This is a genomic window from Paenibacillus sp. FSL M8-0142, assembly GCF_038597315.1.
In the GTDB taxonomy this organism is placed as follows: domain Bacteria; phylum Bacillota; class Bacilli; order Paenibacillales; family Paenibacillaceae; genus Paenibacillus_AQ; species Paenibacillus_AQ lactis.
On record NZ_CP152008.1, the window covers coordinates 2,616,307 to 2,633,406 of the forward strand.

The window sequence follows — 17,100 nt, forward strand, 5'->3', positions numbered from 1 at the left end:
TGAAAGGAAGCAGGGGCTTGTCCCCTGCTGACCTTATCTTTTTATGAGGCGGGAGGTACCAAGATGAGGCAGGATATTGCACGGAATTATGAAGAGGCGAAGAAGCAGTACGCATCCCACGGCATCGATGTGGACCAGGCGCTTGCCGAGCTCTCGGACATCAAAATATCCATTCACTGCTGGCAGGGAGACGATGTGCGCGGCTTTTTGTTCCGCGACCAGGAATTGTCGGGCGGCATCTCCGTTACGGGCGAGTATCCGGGCGCCGCAAGCACGCCGGAAGAGCTGCGGGCCGATCTGACCAAGGCGATGTCCATGATACCGGGGACGCACAAGGTCAATTTGCACGCCATTTATGCGGACACGGATGAAAGCGTTGACTTGGATCAATTGGAGCCCAGACATTTTCAAAAATGGGTGGATTGGGCGAAGGAACAGGGCATCGGTCTGGACTTTAACCCAACGTGCTTCTCCCACGACAAGTCCAAGGACGGCTTTACGCTAAGTCACCCGGATCCGGAAATCCGTCAATTCTGGATTGACCATTGCAAGGCTTCCCGGCGGATCGGCGCCTATTTCGGCGAGCAGCTGGGGCAGACCTGCGTCACGAACATCTGGGTTCCGGACGGTTACAAGGATGTTCCGGTTGATAGGATGGCTCCAAGACAGCGGCTCAAGGATGCGCTGGACGAGATTTTCGCCGAAGAGCTGAATCCGGCCTGGAATCTGGATGCGGTGGAGAGCAAGCTGTTCGGTATCGGCTCAGAGGCGTATGTCGTCGGATCCCATGAGTTTTACATGGGGTACGGAATGCGCAATAACAAGCTGATCTGCCTGGATGCAGGCCATTTCCACCCGACGGAAGGAATCGCCGGGAAGCTGTCATCTTTAGCGCTGTTCACGGACGGCATTCTGCTTCATGTTAGCCGCCCGATGCGCTGGGACAGCGATCATGTCGTCATTATGGACGACGAGCTGCTGGAGATTGGAAGAGAGCTCGTGCGGAATCATTTGCTGCCAACGACGCATATCGGCTTGGATTTCTTCGATGGAAGCATCAATCGAATTGCTGCCTGGGTGATCGGAACGCGCAATACGATCAAAGCGCTGCTGAGAGCAAAGCTGGAGCCGACCGAGAAGCTGAAGCAGGCGGAGCTGGATGGCGATTACACCACACGCCTGGCTTTAATGGAAGAGTTCAAATCGTATCCGTTCGGAGCCGTCTGGGATTATTACTGCGAGAAGATGGGCGTACCTGTTCGGGAGGAATGGCTTGCCGAAGTCAAGCGTTATGAGCAGGATGTGCTGCTGAAGCGATAAAGGGATGCGGCATGCTGCAGTGAAATCAGTATAATTAAACAGCTATGGACCGAAATAGTGATAGCGTTCTCAAGAAAAAGTCTACAACGGGACCAGAAGGAGGCTTGGGATAGGTGAGCGTTCTTGCGTTTGACTTAGGAGCAAGCAGCGGCAGAGCGATGCTCGGGCGGCTGAATAGCCGGACCATCGAAATGAAGGAGATCCACCGGTTTCCGAATGATCCGGTTCGCGTCGGTGACCGGTTTCAGTGGGATATTCTAAGGCTTTATCACGAGATTAAGCAGGGACTGCTCCGGGCAAAAGGGGAACAGGAACTGCCTGCCAGCATCGGCGTCGATTCATGGGCGGTCGACTTCGGCCTCCTTGATGCCCGGGGCGAGCTGCTCATGAACCCTTACCACTATCGGGATCCGGCCACGGAAGGGGTCATGGAGCGGGTGTTCCGCGAAATCCCGCCTGCCGAGATCTTCAGCCGGACAGGAATTCAATTTCTCCCGTTCAATTCCATTTACCAGCTCGTTTCCATTCAGCAGTTAAGGCCATTTCTGCTTCAGGAAGCCGGCAGCTTCCTGATGATTCCCGATCTCCTCCGGTATTTCCTTACCGGAGAGATGGTCAGCGAGTTTACGAACGCCACGACGACCCAGCTGTATAATCCCGTAGCCCGCGGATGGGACGACGAATTACTCAGGAAGCTGCACCTGCCTTCAAACATCTTTCAATCCGTGCTTCAGCCGGGGACGATGGCCGGCAAGCTGCGCGAATCCGTAACCGGCGAGCTCGGGCTTCCTTCGATACCGGTCTACGCGGTTGCGGAGCATGATACCGCCTCTGCCGTCGCAGCCGTTCCGGCGCTGGAACGTTCCTTCGCGTATCTGAGCTGCGGAACCTGGTCCCTGATGGGGACGGAGGTTGAGAGACCGGTCCTGACCGAAAGGGCAAGGGAGCTGAACTTTACGAACGAAGGGGGCGTCTACGGCACATTCCGCCTGCTCAAAAATATCATGGGGCTGTGGATTTTGCAGGAAGCGAAGCGTTCTTGGGAGCTCGAGGGCGTATTGTACTCGTATTCCGAATTGGTTATGATGGCAGAAGCGGAGCCTGCATTCGCCTGCTTTATCGATCCGGACGACCCGGTGTTTCTGCCGGCCGGAGACATGCCGAAACGGATCAGGGAATATGCGGCTCGAACCAACCAGAAGCCGCCGCAAACCCCAGGCGCAATCGTACGATGCATTATGGAGAGTTTGGCGCTGCGTTACCGGCAGGTGCTGGAATTGACCGAGGCGCTGTCCGGTCAAGCCTTCAAGGGGCTGCATATGGTCGGCGGCGGCATTCACAACGAATCGTTGTGCCAGTGGACGGCGAATGCGATCGGCAAGCCGGTATGGGCCGGTCCTGCGGAAGGGAGCGCCGCCGGCAATATGGCGGTGCAATGGATTTCGCTTGGCGAGCTTTCGGATATTTGGGAGGCTCGTGCCGTAATTAGAGACTCCTTCGAGGTTCGCGTATATGAGCCTGCGGATGTCCCGTTATGGGAAGAAGCCTACGGTTTGTTCAAGCAAAGAACCGGAGGGAACACAATACAACAATAGTAAGGATGAGGGCGGTATCATGCTGGTTGCTGAACGATATGAGAAAATTGTACAGTTGGTCAACGAGAGAGGAAGCATCCGTGTTGCGGAACTTAGCCGGATATGCGGCGTGACGGAGGAGACGATTCGCCGGGATTTGGACCGGCTGGAGGAATCGGGACGCCTGCGCCGTTCGCACGGGGGCGCGGTCAGCGTGAAGGATCAACCGGAAATTCATCGGTCGCAACCGGAGGTGCCGTACGCGGAACGGGAAATTATGAATGCGGCGGAGAAGCAGCGGATCGCGGAGGAAGCGGTAACCTTGATTTCGCCGAACGACCGGATCCTGCTGGATGCGAGCTCGACCGCGTGGTATATGGCCCGGATTATTCCGGATATCCCGCTGACCGTGCTGACCAACTCCATCAAGGTGGCGGCTGAGCTTAGCGCCAAGGAGAAGGTGCAGGTCATCTCGACCGGCGGCATTTTGGCCCATCGTTCGCTGTCATTTGTAGGGCCGCTTGCGGAACGGTCGCTGGATGCGTATTACGTGGATAAAGCGTTTCTCTCCTGCAAAGGCGTTCATTTGGAACGGGGGCTCAGCGAATCCAACGAGCTTCAGGCCAGAATCAAGCATAAAATGATGGGCATGACCGATCAGGCCATTGTCTTGGCCGATGCCAGCAAATTCGGCGTTCAGGCTTTTACCCAGGTTGCCGATCTGTCGCAGGTGCACATGATCATCACGGACCGCCGGCTGCCGGATCACGAGGCAGAGCCCTATCAAGCGCTGGGCATCTCGTTTCGATCGGTTTAGTCTTGATCGGCTTGTTCCGTACGGCCCATGTCATACAGTCCCCCGCAAGGGGGGCTTTCTCGATCATTCGACTCGGCAGAGTCATTTTTTATACATCATAATGTGTGCTAAGCGGGGTGGAGGAAGTTGAAAATATCATTATTTGTCACATGCCTCAGCGACGCTTTGTTCCCGCGGGCGGCTGAGTCCATGACCCGGCTGCTGGCGAAATACGGCGTTAAGCTGGAATTTCCGGATATTCAGACCTGCTGCGGTCAACCGGCCTTTAACAGCGGGTATTGGGACGATGCGCGAACTTCTGCGCGCACCATACTCGATGCTTTTGAAGACAGCGATTTTGTGGTTGCCCCTTCGGGCTCGTGCACGTATATGATCCACCATTATTCGGAGCTGTTCAAGGGAGATGCCGAATACCTGGAGAAAGCGAAAGCGCTTCAATCCAAAGTCTATGAATTTTCGCAGTTCCTGGTCGACGTCATGGGCATCTCGGATGTAGGCGCTTATTTTCCGTATAAAGTTACGTATCATCCTTCCTGTCACGGCAGCCGCTTGTTAGGCATCAAGGATGAGCCGATTCGCCTCTTAAACGGCGTTAAGGGCTTAGAGCTGGTTCCGCTGCCCTATGCTGAAGATTGCTGCGGCTTCGGAGGCACCTTTGCCGTGAAGATGGCCGACATTTCCGGTGCGATGGTAACCGAGAAGAGCGACCACGTGCTGGAAACGGAAGCCGAAGTGCTTGTCGGCCTGGATATGGCCTGCCTGCTGAATATTGCAGGCAATCTGCGGCATCGGGGAGAAAAGGTTCGGGTGATGCATCTGGCGGAGCTGCTGTATGAGGGGGTGAGCGTCCATGAGCGCGGCTGAGAAAGGTCAGACGGTAAAGGAGCGTGCCCGCGATGCTTTAGGAAACGATTTTCTGCGCAGCGCGGTCCGGTTTACGACCGAGCGGCTCCGGCTAGGCAAGAAGCTGGCAGCGGAGGAGCATGGCAACTGGGACGATTGGCGTGAGCGTGGGCGGCAGATCCGACTGCATACGATCGCTCATCTGGATTACTACTTGAATGAGTTTGCGGAGAACGCCCGGGCGAACGGCGCTCATGTCCATTTTGCCGATACGGCCGAGGAAGCCGTTGCGATCTCTCTTGAAATCGCTAAGCATGCATCCGCGAAGTCGGTAGTGAAATCGAAGTCAATGGTTTCGGAGGAGCTGCATCTCAATCAGGCGCTCGATTCCATCGGCGTGGAGGCGATTGAAACAGACCTTGGAGAGTACATTATCCAGCTGGCGAATGAAACGCCTTCCCATATCATTATCCCGGCCATTCATAAAAATCGGCATCAAATCGCAGGACTGCTGTCCCGGGAAGCGGGAGAGGATTTGCCTGCGGACACGGCGGTATTGGCCGGCTTTGTCAGAACGAAGCTGCGCGAGAAGTTTTTGGCGGCGGATATCGGTATGACCGGCTGCAATTTCGCGATCGCGGAGACCGGTTCGATGGTGCTGTTCGAGAATGAAGGGAATGCAAGGATGGTCACGACCGTTCCGAAAACGCAGATCACCCTGATGGGGATGGAGCGGATCATTCCTTCCTGGTCAGACCTTGAAGTGATGGCGACATTGCTGCCAAGATCGGCGACGGGCCAGAAGCTGACCGTCTATATGTCGGGGATTACGGGACCGCGGAGGGAGCAGGATGCGGACGGACCGGATCAGATGCACATCATCATTATCGATAACGGCCGATCCCTTCAGCTGGGCGATCCGGAATTTCAGGAGCTGCTGAATTGCATCCGGTGCGGAGCCTGCCTGAATGCTTGTCCGGTATACCGGCATATTGGCGGTCATGCTTATGGCGGCACTTACAGCGGTCCGATCGGCGCCGTGCTGACGCCGGCATTGAAGAAGAACGTCGCGGAATGGGACGATATCGCCAATGCTTCAAGTCTGTGCGGAGCCTGCTATGAGGCGTGTCCGGTCAAGATTCCGCTGCATGATATGCTTGTCTACCTGCGCAGAAGGAAGGTCGAGGCCGGGCGCGGGAACAAGGCGGAGACGCTGGGAATGAAAGGCTTCTCGGTCGTGATGGGGAATGCGAAGCGGTACCGAAATGTCGTCCGGCTGGGTAAGCTCGGTCAGAAGCTCGTCGTTCGCAACGGTGAGATTCGTGCCCGAATCGGGCCGTTGAAGGGATGGAATACGTACCGGGTGACCCCGGAGCTGCCGAAGGATTCATTCCGGGACCGCTGGTCGAAGGTTGAACAGGAGCTGTACAGCGAGTCCGCACCGATGAACCCTGAAGTGGCCGACAGGCTCAGTAAGCTGATGGACCAGCGAAAGAACGGAGGGCATGGTCAATGACGAATCCAGTACAGCCTGACGAGTGGCTGAAGCGACTGGAAGCCCGGTCGCGGGCGAAGCAGGAGACTTTTATGGACGGCATCGCCGCTAAATTGGGCCGGGAGCGGGTTCGGACAAGGCCGAAGCATCCGTTCCGGGGCGCGCCGGATTTCTGGAAGGAATTCCAATTGCCGATTGAGGACCGCATTCGCCAGTTTACGGCGAATTTTGAAGCCGCCGGCGGTCATGTAGTGAGGGTGAAAAACCGGGCGGAGGCGTCAACGTTTATCGTGGATAAAGCTTCCGAGATGAGCGCGGGATCGATCCTGATCAACGACGAAGTGGAGCTCTCCACATTAAACCTTGCGTCGTCGCTTCCGGATGCTATCGTACGCAGCTGGAACGAGGATCAAGATGAGAATTGGCGGGCCGTTGCATCCCGCTCCGATATCGGAATCGTCATGGCGGATTATGCGGCCGCTTATACCGGTTCGCTCGTCGTTACGTCTTCGCCGGCCAAGGGGAGATCCGTCAGTTTGCTGCCTACCGTCCTGATGGCGATCGTACCGGTTGACCGGATGGTTACCCGGTTAGGCGAGATTCTGGTGCGTTTTGATGAAGCGGGGCGGGAGCAGCTGCCTGCAGGCATTCATTTTATATCCGGACCGAGCCGATCCGCCGACATCGAGAATGATCTCACGATCGGCGTTCACGGCCCTGGAATCGTGTTTGCGATATTGGTGGATGATGATTCCGATGCATAGGCGGCCGTTTGAGGCGCCCATGCCGTTGGCCAGCTTCTAGATGGATGACACATGGTCTTAGGTTGTGCGTGGTTCAACCAACGCAAGCAATCGATTCAAATCGACTCATTGACAAGAGGCTGTTCCCGGAAGAATGAACCCGGGACAGCCTCTTTGCAGTCCAATCGTTTATTTTTCGTCCTCCAGGTCTTGCAGACGTTTCTCCAGCGCCTTAAGCTGCTCCTGACTTCCAGACATCATGGACAGGATATCTTTGCGTAATCGGTTGAACACAATGGCGCATTCCTCCCGCGTAATCGGTGCGCCCGGCCGGCTTCCGTCAAAATAACCGTTCTTGGTCATCTCATCCCAAGCCGCGGCTGCCCAGGGACTTACCACATGAATATCGCGTCCCGGTTGATCCACCTGATTCCCTCCTTTTCGCTGAAGTCCCAAAGCCTTAGCAATCCCAGCCGTATGGCCGGCCGCCAAAGCGCTCATAACCTCCTGCCGTTTCAATAGGGCAGCATCCGCTGCAACGTCTACAAACAGATTCTCCGTGAGGACTGCAGGCATAGCGCTTTCGCGAAGCATGTGGAGGTTTTTGGTCTTTTGCCCGCGATCCGTTATCCCCAGCGGCTTCAATGCCGACATGATTTCTGAATGAAGCACATTATGAAATGCGGTTGAAGCTGCGGAAGCATGAGGGTACCGATAGCTTTCAAATCCTCCGGAGCCGCCGCCGGCATTGCAGTGAATGGACACGAGAATATCCGCTTTCTCCCGATTGGCTGCAGCGGTCCGGTCCGGCAGTTCAACAAAAACATCGGTAGAGCGGGAGAGGAATACCTTCACGCCGTCATATTCGGATTCCAGTCTTTTTTTGACGGCAAGAGATAATGCAAGCACAATATCCTTCTCCTGCAACCCGTTGGCAGTGGCGCCCGGATCCTTACCTCCGTGTCCGGCATCGATCCAAACCTTCTTCAAGATGTTTCACCGCCTTTAAGGATTGTGAGGTCCTGATAACCGATCAGCCGATGCGGCGAGCGGGAGGGCCAAGGATTTCTGGCCGCGGGACGGTTGTGTGCTGGCCGATACGATTTACCCGCCGCAAGGACAAGGATCATATATTAGGGTACGCCGATTCGGTACATTTGGTGTTTGCTCCTGTCCATCCGAGGCAGAAAAAGAAGTGGATTACTTTCCTTTCCGCGTCAGCTCGGCCAGCTTATCCCATTGCTCGCTCGTAACCTCGGACAACGCGTTGAACTGCCCGGCACCCTGCAGCCACTCACCGCCATCGATGGTTATGACCTCACCGTTGATATAGGACGCATGGTCCGAGATCAGATAAGCGGCCAGATCGGCGAGCTCCTTCGGACGGCCGACCCTGCGGAGAGGAACGCGATCCACCAGCTTCTGCTCAAGCTCGGGCGTGGGGGAAAGCCTGGACCAAGCCCCCTCCGTCGGAAAAGGTCCCGGTGCGACTGCGACCTGTCGTATTCCGTATGGGGCCCATTCCACTGCCAGTGAACGGGTGAGCGCAAGGACGCCTGCCTTCGCGGCGGCGGAAGGAACGACATAGCCTGATCCGGTCGATGCGTAGGTGGTTACAATGTTAAGCATTGTTCCCGGATGGCCTTGATCGATCCAACGTTTGCCAACTTCGAGCGTAGCATAGAAGGTACCGTGCAGGACGATATTAAGCACGGCATCGACGGCCCGCGGCGACAAGCGTTCGGTCGGACTGATGAAATTGCCGGCCGCATTGTTGACGAGCACGTCGATCCTCCCGTAATGCGCTTCGGCAGCGTCCACAAGCTCGGCGATTTGGGCGGGATCCCTCACGTCACAGGTCTTATACCATACCTCGAGCCCTTGGCCTCTGAAATCCTCGGCAGTCTGCTTTAACCGTTCTTCGCGGCGTCCGCATAGGGCGAGCCGGGCCCCGAGCTTCGCGAAGGTCTCTCCCATTGAACGGCCCAGTCCGGTAGCTCCGCCTGTAATCAAAACAACCTTTTCCTTAAGCAAATCACCTGCGAACAACCCCATGCTCATCTTCCTTTCGTATTGAATTCTGGATATGACCGTGTTTGTTGATGTATTCGTTCATACCTAAAAAGTTCTGTACGAATGCGCGATAACCCTCTTAACCATTGGAAACGCTTACGGATGATGTTTCAATTTCTATGCGGAAGGTTAGGTTATTTAGAAATGTTAGACTAAACGCATATCTCGTCGCTAATTCTACATCCTATAGGACACGATACCATCACGAGACGAGGAGCCTTGCATGAATCTGAAATCATTGACGGACGGGCTGATTCTGAAGACGATTACCGGCACTACTTCGCTAGAGATAACGAATCTGGATACCGACTCCCGCAATATAAAGCCGGGAGGTCTGTTCATTTGCGTGCCCGGATTTCGTGTCGACGGACATGACTATGCTCGCGATGCCGTTACGAATGGGGCGGTTGCTGTCGTTGCGGAGCAGGACCTGCCGGATCTCCCTGCGGATGTGACCTGTATCAAGGTCCCGGATGTGCGCCGTGCGCTGCCGATTCTCGCGAACGCTTTTTTTGGCAATCCTACCGGAAGACTTAAACTAATCGGCATTACAGGGACAAACGGCAAGACGACGACCACCCATATGGTGGAAAAGGTATTGAATGACTGTGGGCGAAAAACAGGCATTATCGGCACGTTGTATATGCGGATAGGCGAGCATGCTGAGCCCACTCTCAATACGACGCCGGATACGATCCAGCTCCAGCGGTATTTCCATGCCATGGCTGCGCGTGGAGCGGAATATGCCGTCCTGGAAGTGTCCTCGCACGGTTTGGATCTGGGGCGGGTGCGGGGATCTGATTTTCAAACCGTCGTGTTTACGAATTTGTCCCATGATCATCTGGACTATCATTTGAATATGGACAGCTACCGCAACACGAAGGAGCTCCTCTTCTCCCAATTGGGCAACAGCAGCCGGGATATGCAGAAGAAAGCCGTGCTGAACGCCGACGACGAGGCATCTGCGTATTATGCGAAGCGAACATCGGCGCAGGTCGTGACCTACGGCATAAAGCAGCCTGCACATATACGCGCCGAGGATATCCGCCACGCTTCGGAGGGATGCAGCTTTATGGTCCGTTCTCCTTGGGGAGACGGGCGTTTTTCTCTGAAGGTCCAAGGAATGTACAATGTCTATAACGCGCTGGCAGCGATCGCCGTCAGTTTAGTGGAAGGGATTCATTTGGAGGACATTCGGCACAGTCTTGAGCAATTTGCAGGAGTTCAGGGCCGTTTTCAAGAAATACAAACCAATAAGAGCTTTCGGGTCGTGGTCGACTATGCCCATAATCCCGACGGGCTCAAGGCCGCTCTGCAGTCGGCAAGATCCATTACCTCGGGCAAAATGATCTGTGTCCTCGGGTGCAGAGGGGAGCGAGACCGGCTGAAGCGGCCCATCATGGCCGATATCGCCGCCTCGCATAGTGACTATGTGTTTTTTACGACAGATAATCCGTTTTCAGAGGATCCGGAGGTCATCCTGGCGGAGATGCTGGACGGTCTGAATGCCCGGGAATCGATCAATTGGGAAGTCGTTCTGAACCGTAAAGAAGCGATCCAGCGAGCGGTGGAGATGGCAGGGGATGAGGACCGCATCATCATTACCGGCCGCGGTCATGAACGACGTTACGTCGCGGGCGGAACAACCGAGTTGTTCAGCGATGAGGAGATTGTGCTCCACTCGATTGCCGAATCTGAAGGAGGCATTCAGACTGCGATCGTCCCAGACTTATAAGAGCAGAGGAGTGGTGCGATGAAACGATATGTTTTCATACCGTATGTCTTGATTACGGCGATTATGCTGCTGATGACGGCATGCTCGGGCAGTTCCGCTCCCCCGTCTTCGGGAGGGGAAGAACGTAGGGGAAACGTTGAGCGTGGTACTGACGTTTCTTACAAAGTGCTTGCCGAGTATTTGGAAACGCCGTGGGCCATCGATTTTCATGGGGAGGTCATCTTTCTTAGCGAACGGGAAGGGAATATCGTTCAAATCCGGGATGGCGATTTATCGAGACTGCCTGTAGTCACGAGCAAGCCGATTGCCTCCATTGGCGAAGGCGGTCTGCTTGGTTTCGTCCTTGCACCCGATTACGAGGAATCCAACGCGGCCTATGCCTATCATACGTATGAACAGGATGGGGCGGTCAAGAATCGGTTGGTGCTTCTTCAAGAGAATGCAGCGGCGTGGAAGGAGACGGATGCTCTCATCGAGGACATCCCGGGATCCAATGTGCATAATGGCGGAAGAATCGCGATCGGTCCGGACGGCTTCCTCTACATCACGACCGGAGATGCAGGTAATGGCGAGCTGGCGCAGGATCCGGAGAGCCTGGCGGGGAAAATCCTCCGAATCTCGCCGGACGGCTCGGTTCCAGCCGATAATCCTATGCCGGATTCCTATGTATACTCGTTCGGGCATCGTAATGCACAGGGCCTTGACTGGAATTCCGACGGAGAGCTGTATAGTTCCGAGCACGGACCTTCTGGGACCCCTGGTGGGCACGATGAAATCAATAAAATCGCCGCCGGCGCCAATTACGGATGGCCTGCGATGATAGGCGACGCGAGGGAGAGCGGCATGGAACAGCCGGTATACCACACTGGCGAAACTGCATTAGCCCCTTCAGGTGTGGCGTTCGACAAGCAGGATTTACTGTATGTCGCTACTCTGCGAGGCAGCAAGCTGTACCGGTTTGATCCGGATAAGGCCGAGCTTGAAACGGTGCTGGCGGGCGAGGGAAGACTTCGGGATGTGAAGGTGCAGGACGGCCGAATCTATGTGATTACCAATAATACGGATGGACGGGGCGTGCCTGGTGAACGGGATGACCGGCTGCTTGTACTGGAATTGTAGATGCTGATTCATAATCGGTTATTTCGGGAATAAAATAAAGCAAGAAGATGTACGAGCCTTGGGTTAAGGGCTCTATCGGGGTGAGAGGATTCGCGTACAGGGCGATATAAAAAAAGAACGACCCATCCTGTATGGACGGGTCGCCTCGTGGCAAGAATGGATATTACGTTTGCGCTTCATGCTGCTTGTTGCGTATGTGGTACACGCATTTTTTGCCGCCTTTGGCCAGGCATTCGGTACGCTCCACATCTGCCCCGAGCAGTGACCGGAATAAGTCCAGCTCGCAGCGGCAGGCATGCTGATAGCGGCTTGCGACCTGAGAGATGGGGCAGTTTAATTCCTCGAGAATGAACTCTTCTTCGGCGACCTTTTTATATTCAACCATGTACCCGTTGTCATTCTGAATTTGCGCAAGCGCCGCGACCCGTTCCTCTAATGCGTCCGCAGCGACGGTAGGCGAATATTTGCTTCGCAGCGTCTCTTTCCGCTTATCGAACAGCAGAGAGATCATCTCATCTCCTGCCTCATCCTGCAGCTCTTGGAGCAGGTCCAGGGCGAGGGAATGATAGTTTCTAGGGAAGAAATCCTCCGCAGATTCGGTAAGACTGTATAGGGAAACGGGTCTGCCCATGGGCTGCTTCACCGTTCGAAATGTAATATAGCCTTCATTCTTTAAGCTCTCCAGATGGCGCCGAACCGCCATTCCGGTAATTCCGAGCGCCTCGGTAATGGACTTTGTGCTCAGCTCGCCGTTTATTTTTAATAATTGCATGATATATTCGCGTGTGCTGTAAGCGACTTCTTGTTCCATAATAATCACCGCCTTGATTCTCGATGAGTAGCTTCCACAGCTGTGTTGATTGAGATGAAAGCAATATGTCTCATCTTATGTCTTTGGTGGATAGAAGTCAACCGATTCGCCTGGATTTTCGGCATCCGTCGGGTGCGGGCCGATTGACATTCGGCTATGCTCCCTACATAATTATGATATATTTTAGTATACAAAGTATGGAAATTGTAGATTTATGATTTTGCAGCAGATTTCGACCGGACGAATCATGGATGAATGATCACACATGGGAAGGTGGAATAACCGATGTATGTCATTGGATCGGCTTGTATTGAAGAGAAGGCGGGAGAATGCGTTGATGTGTGCCCTGTAGACTGTATCGAGGAAGGCGACGACCAATTCTATATCGATACGGACATTTGCATCTCCTGCGGCGCCTGCGAGGCTGCCTGCCCGGTGGCGGCGATCTATTATTTCGAGGATTTGCCCGAGGATCAGAAGCATTATTTTGATAAAGCGGTTGAGTATTATAGGAGCAAGTAGAGTGCTCCGGTTTGCAGTGCTCCGGTTTGAGGCTACCCGCTCTGTTGTCCGTCCGTTTCCGGATTGGAATAGTAAGCAGAAGAAACGGACTTCCAAAGGATCGGCTATCCTCAAACCTTCGCTGGGGGTGTGGGACCTCGCCCTGACCTTCGGTAGGGCGAGCAAACCAAAGGCAAGTGCGAGACAGGCCACCTTGAATGAGGTGGCCATTTTTTGCGCTCCGGTTTGAGGCTATCCGCTCTGTTGTTCGTCCGTTTCCGGAATGGAATAGTAAGCAGTAGAAACGGACTCCCAAAGGATCGGCTATCCTCAAACCTTCGCTGGGGGGTTGGGACCGCGCCCTGACCTTCGGTAGGGCGAGCAAACCAAAGGCAAGTGCGAGACAGGCCACCTTGAATGAGGTGGCCATTTTTGGCGCTGAGGCTTGGAGATATCCGCTCTGTTGTTCGTCCGTTTCCGGAATGGAATAGTAAGCAGTAGAAACGGACTCCCAAAGGATCGGCTATTCTCAAACCTCCGCTGGAGGGTTCGGGACCGCGTCCTGACCTTCGGTAGGGCGCACAAACCAAAGGCAAGTGCGAGACAGGCCACCCTTGAATGGGTGGCCATTTTTTGGGCTCAGGCTTGGAGATATCTGCTTTATTGTACGTCTGTTTCCGGAATGGAAAAGTAAAGCAGTAGAAACGGACTTCCAAAGGATCGGCTATCCTCAAACCTTCGCTGGGGGTGTGGGGGCTCGCCCTGACCTTCGGTTGGGCTAGCTTGTTGAAAAGCGAAGGCCGCCCATTAGTATGGGGTGGCCCCTTCATAGAAAAAAACATGGAAAAGAGTCTTCTATGCCTTTTTTTTCGCTTAAATAGGTTTTTTTGATAAACGATTAACGTTTCGCATAAGGGAACGCTATCTGGTGTTTCTATATACATAAGCAAACAAAATTGCGATATTTATGGATTTCATGCTCAGCTCAGGGTTTGTTTGACTTATAGCCAACACTGGTTGATACGGTTCAGAAGGAACGGTATCAATCATAATCGTTCAAGGAGGAGCGAGGATGATGAAGAAAGACATAGATTAGCAATAGATCGTCCTAATCGCACGGTATTGGACATCTACTGCGTCCCTGCTTTGTGTGTTCCAACGTGTTATTTCAGAAATTCCCTTCAATACCCATCTAATGCCCCGTATAACCGCTCCCTAAACAGCAGTATCAAAACACCAGCCCCATATTCAATAACTAAAACAACAACCCAAACAACAACCCAAACAACAAGCCCAATATGCGCCAACCCAAAAAACGACCCACTCACTTCCCCGACGCCACCGCAATTAGACACGCAAGCCAACTCACACCATAACACTTAATGGACAAGGCTCAACGGAAAGCAGCTGGAGTTCCCCGCCGCTGGATCAGACCGCTGTTCTTAGAATTCATTTCTTCAGTGGATTAATTTTGATATTTCCGATAGTGACCTTCGCTTTTTTGAAAATCGTTATGTTAGGTACATGTCATATTGTACGCCTGTAAAAACCAAATGTATCCGTACAGGAGAGCTGTGTTTTTTCAGAGTAAAATTGAAATGCTTACATTGGTAATAAAAATTTGAGGAAAATTAAATGTGTCATATATATTGACACATTCACAAATGACATTTTATTATTAATATCATCACTGGAGAATAAAAATGAAAAATATGATATTTAACACAGATTTTTGATGATTAACCACCTAATAAGTTGGAAGAATGCGCTAATTAATCTATTGATGAAATTAAATAGGGGATGTCTTCATGAAAAAGCATGACCAGGATTTTATGAAGCGGCAGAACAGACTTACGGTGTTCCAGATCATCAAGAATGAACAGCCGATTTCAAGAGCAGCCATTGCGAAGCAGACGGGCATGAGCCCGACGACCGTCAGCCGGATTGTAGCCGAACTGACGGATGAGGGATATGTGCACGAAACGGAGGAGCAGGTTTCCGCCGGGCGCGGAAGAAAATCCTCGCTCATCCGACTGCTGGATACCGCGGTTATTTCGATTGGCGTGGAACTGGACCGTGATCGGGCGAATATCGGATTCGTCGATATCCAAGGAAACGTTCTGTGCAGCGAGAGTTTCAGCAGACCGCCGAACGAGGAGGCGAGCACGACCGTAGCGAGGATTGGAAGCACGATCGAGGATCTGATTGCGACTGGCGGCATCGACCGCAAGCGCATCGTGGGCATCGGCGTCGGGCTTCCCGGCATCATCGAGGTCCAGGAGGGGATTGTTAAATTCTCCGTACAGCTGGGCTGGAAGAATATCGGCCTCGCCGACCTGCTTCAGGACGTGACCGGGTTTCAGGCTGTCGTGGACAATGAGTTGAAGGTAAAGGCCCTAGCCGAACAGTTGAAGGGCTCCGCCTATGGTTCGAATCGGACGGTTCTCCTCGGCTTTGGTAATGGCGTCGGCTCTGCCTTGATTCTTGAAGGCGAAATCTATCGCGGGGTGACGAACAGCGCGGGGGAAATCGGGCATACGACGGTGGACCCGGAGGGCATGATGTGCGACTGCGGAAAGGCCGGTTGTTTGCAGACGTATATCAACATCCCGTCCCTATTGTCCGAAGCGAGTAAAATCAAGCCGGTCCGCACGATCGAGGAGCTGTTTGCCGAGCGGCGTGCGGGTACTCACTGGGCCTGCTACTTAATCGATCGCGCCCTTGCGTATATGGCCATCACGGTCAATAACGTGGTCAGCATGTACAACCCGGACAGCGTCATCCTGAGCGGCGAAATCCTGGACAAGTTCCCGGAGGTGCATGAAGAGATCGTCAACCTTTGCTCGAGGTATGTGTGGGAGCCGCTTCAGGGCAGCTTTTCCATCGTCCGTTCCAAGCTGCATGAGGAAGGCGTCATGATCGGCTCGGGTATGGTGGCGCAGGATCGTTATTTTCAATTGAATTAATTCATCAGGAGATCGGGGGAAATAATCATGAGATTTGTTCCATTGGTAGAGGAATACCGCGGCAATGTGCTGGAAAATGTCCATTACGGCGCGGTGAGCGTCGTCGATGAAAGCGGGAAGGTGCTCTATGCGGCAGGCGATCCCCATCATATGACGTTTTTGCGCTCTGCTGCAAAGCCTTTTCAAGCACTGCCGGCTATGAAGCGCCGCATTGACGAAGTATACGGACTGACCGGCGAGGAGACGGCTCTGTTTGCGGCTTCCCACCGGGGAGAGAGCTTCCACATTGATGCCCTTGAATCGCTCATGGGCAAAATTGGCATCCAGGAGGACGCGCTCCACTGCTGCGCTACATACCCCTTGAACGAGGATGCGAAGGCCGAGCGCCATCAGAACCATGAGGCGAAGCGCCGGATTTTCCACAACTGCTCCGGCAAGCATAGCGGAATGATTGCATTGTGCAAGCATATGGGCTGGGATGAAGCGACGTATTACCAACCCGAGCACCCGCTGCAAAAGGAAATCCTTGAAACGCTCGCCGATATCGCGGAAGTTCCGGTATCCTCCATCCCGCAAGGGATTGACGGCTGCGGCCTGCCGATCTTCGCGATTCCGCTGGACCGGATCGCCTATTCATTCTTGAAGCTCGCTTGTCCGGATTTGATCCGGGACCCGGAGACGGCAGAAGCTGCAGCAAGGATCGCGAAGGTGATGAACGAATACCCCGATATCATCGCAGACACGAAATTCGTATGCTCTGCACTTTTGAAGGATGACAACCTGACTGCCAAGGGCGGTGCTAAAGGAGTATACGGCATCGGGCTTCGGAAGGAACGATTGGCGATTTCCCTTAAGGTATCCGACGGTTCCGAGCAGGTATGGCCATGCATCATCGCGACCATTTTGGAGCGGCTGGGTTATAGCAACCAAGCCACGATCGACCGGCTGTACGAGCTCGTGCCGAACGAAATTTTCAACGATGGTGGAACGCTTGTAGGTGAGCGCCGCGCCGTATTTGAATGGAACAAATAAAGGGTGCGTATTTGAATGCAGCAAATAAAGGGTGAGGAATTCGGGTGCTCCTCGATCCATTCCAGGGCATG

The 17,100-nt window shown here is 53.9% G+C and carries 14 protein-coding genes; 11 read left to right on the top strand and 3 right to left on the bottom strand.

Going from position 1 to position 17,100, the window contains the following annotated elements; translation table 11 throughout:
- Nucleotides 1-63 precede the first annotated feature (63 nt).
- The 6 genes from rhaA to NSQ46_RS12450 all read left to right on the top strand — a co-directional run bounded on the left by rhaA (nt 64) and on the right by NSQ46_RS12450 (nt 6,813).
- Nucleotides 64-1,320 (top strand): L-rhamnose isomerase, encoded by a 1,257-nt coding sequence (gene rhaA / locus NSQ46_RS12425; RefSeq protein WP_007128510.1) that lies wholly within the window; start codon nt 64-66, stop codon nt 1,318-1,320.
- Between the two features lie 113 nt (nt 1,321-1,433).
- Entirely contained in the window at nt 1,434-2,915 is a 1,482-nt protein-coding gene (locus tag NSQ46_RS12430; protein ID WP_210095460.1) for a rhamnulokinase family protein, read from the top strand.
- A gap of 19 nt (nt 2,916-2,934) precedes the next feature.
- The gene (locus tag NSQ46_RS12435) at nt 2,935-3,711 is read left to right on the top strand and encodes a DeoR/GlpR family DNA-binding transcription regulator (protein ID WP_007128508.1); all 777 of its coding nucleotides are present in this window, start codon (nt 2,935-2,937) and stop codon (nt 3,709-3,711) included.
- Between the two features lie 126 nt (nt 3,712-3,837).
- Nucleotides 3,838-4,575: a (Fe-S)-binding protein gene (locus tag NSQ46_RS12440; RefSeq protein ID WP_007128507.1), complete on the top strand. Its 738-nt coding sequence runs from the start codon at nt 3,838-3,840 to the stop codon at nt 4,573-4,575.
- Complete coding sequence (locus tag NSQ46_RS12445; protein ID WP_007128506.1) at nt 4,562-6,070, top strand: LutB/LldF family L-lactate oxidation iron-sulfur protein; 1,509 nt, start codon at nt 4,562-4,564, stop codon at nt 6,068-6,070. The genes NSQ46_RS12440 and NSQ46_RS12445 overlap by 14 nt, the downstream gene beginning before the upstream one ends.
- Nucleotides 6,067-6,813 (top strand): lactate utilization protein C, encoded by a 747-nt coding sequence (locus NSQ46_RS12450; RefSeq protein ID WP_007128505.1) that lies wholly within the window; start codon nt 6,067-6,069, stop codon nt 6,811-6,813. The genes NSQ46_RS12445 and NSQ46_RS12450 overlap by 4 nt, the downstream gene beginning before the upstream one ends.
- 168 nt (nt 6,814-6,981) lie before the next feature.
- Here NSQ46_RS12450 and NSQ46_RS12455 read toward each other — a convergent pair whose 3' ends face one another.
- Both NSQ46_RS12455 and NSQ46_RS12460 read right to left on the bottom strand, forming a co-directional pair.
- Nucleotides 6,982-7,782 carry an N-acetylmuramoyl-L-alanine amidase gene (locus NSQ46_RS12455; protein ID WP_007128504.1) on the bottom strand — a complete coding sequence of 267 codons (801 nt, stop codon included), beginning with the start codon at nt 7,780-7,782 and terminating at the stop codon, nt 6,982-6,984.
- Nucleotides 7,783-7,992: 210 nt separating this feature from the next.
- Nucleotides 7,993-8,841 (bottom strand): SDR family oxidoreductase, encoded by an 849-nt coding sequence (locus tag NSQ46_RS12460; RefSeq protein ID WP_040738271.1) that lies wholly within the window; start codon nt 8,839-8,841, stop codon nt 7,993-7,995.
- Nucleotides 8,842-9,088: 247 nt separating this feature from the next.
- Between NSQ46_RS12460 and NSQ46_RS12465 the strand changes: the two genes are divergently transcribed.
- Both NSQ46_RS12465 and NSQ46_RS12470 read left to right on the top strand, forming a co-directional pair.
- Complete coding sequence (locus NSQ46_RS12465) at nt 9,089-10,600, top strand: UDP-N-acetylmuramoyl-L-alanyl-D-glutamate--2,6-diaminopimelate ligase (RefSeq protein WP_007128502.1); 1,512 nt, start codon at nt 9,089-9,091, stop codon at nt 10,598-10,600.
- Between the two features lie 18 nt (nt 10,601-10,618).
- On the top strand, nt 10,619-11,719 hold the full coding sequence (locus NSQ46_RS12470) for a PQQ-dependent sugar dehydrogenase (RefSeq protein WP_007128501.1): 1,101 nt from the start codon (nt 10,619-10,621) through the stop codon (nt 11,717-11,719).
- A 163-nt stretch (nt 11,720-11,882) separates the two neighbouring features.
- Here the strand turns inward: NSQ46_RS12470 and NSQ46_RS12475 are convergent, their stop codons facing one another.
- Entirely contained in the window at nt 11,883-12,530 is a 648-nt protein-coding gene (locus NSQ46_RS12475) for a metalloregulator ArsR/SmtB family transcription factor (protein WP_007128500.1), read from the bottom strand.
- Nucleotides 12,531-12,815: 285 nt separating this feature from the next.
- Here NSQ46_RS12475 and NSQ46_RS12480 point away from each other — a divergent pair, with 285 nt between their 5' ends.
- The 3 genes from NSQ46_RS12480 to NSQ46_RS12490 all read left to right on the top strand — a co-directional run bounded on the left by NSQ46_RS12480 (nt 12,816) and on the right by NSQ46_RS12490 (nt 17,029).
- The gene (locus tag NSQ46_RS12480) at nt 12,816-13,052 is read left to right on the top strand and encodes a 4Fe-4S binding protein (protein ID WP_007128499.1); all 237 of its coding nucleotides are present in this window, start codon (nt 12,816-12,818) and stop codon (nt 13,050-13,052) included.
- A 1,787-nt stretch (nt 13,053-14,839) separates the two neighbouring features.
- Entirely contained in the window at nt 14,840-15,997 is a 1,158-nt protein-coding gene (locus NSQ46_RS12485) for an ROK family transcriptional regulator (RefSeq protein ID WP_210095458.1), read from the top strand.
- 27 nt (nt 15,998-16,024) lie between these two features.
- Nucleotides 16,025-17,029 (top strand): asparaginase, encoded by a 1,005-nt coding sequence (locus tag NSQ46_RS12490; protein WP_210095457.1) that lies wholly within the window; start codon nt 16,025-16,027, stop codon nt 17,027-17,029.
- The last annotated feature ends 71 nt before the right edge of the window (nt 17,030-17,100 follow it).